We start from the raw sequence: 434 nt of genomic DNA, 5'->3' as shown, positions 1-434 counted from the left end.
GTTTTCAACGATGTTCTCAGGCTTGCCTTTGATCTTTTCTTCGTTGAGGGTCAGGAAAACGCCTTTTTCGCGTTCGATAGCCTCAGGCGAAACCTGCGATGGCAGCAGGAATTCAGGGTTGGTTGCCGCGACGTGCATGGCAACGTCCTTGGCCAACTCTTCGTTGCCGCCCTGCAGGGCCACGACCACACCGATCTTGTTGCCGTGCAGGTAGGCACCGACCACATCACCTTCGATACGAGCCAGGCGACGGATGTTGACGTTTTCGCCAACCTTGGCAACCAGGGCTTCGCGAGCAGTTTCCTGAGCGGCGATCAGCGGAGCTGCGTCGGTCAGTTTGTCAGCGAAGGCTTTTTCGACGCTGGCAGCGACGAAGTTCTTGAAGTCGTCTTGCAGAGCCAGGAAGTCGGTCTGCGAGTTCACTTCCAGGATCA

1 protein-coding gene is annotated in these 434 nt (G+C 56.7%); it reads right to left on the bottom strand.

The window, feature by feature from the left end:
- The coding region (gene tsf / locus HX773_RS25655) for a translation elongation factor Ts (protein WP_176973832.1) at positions 1-434 on the bottom strand (434 nt) is incomplete at both ends.

The organism is Pantoea sp. B9002, assembly GCF_013385945.1.
Taxonomy (GTDB): Bacteria; Pseudomonadota; Gammaproteobacteria; order Enterobacterales; family Enterobacteriaceae; genus Pantoea.
This window is presented reverse-complemented; position numbering and strand designations above follow the sequence as displayed.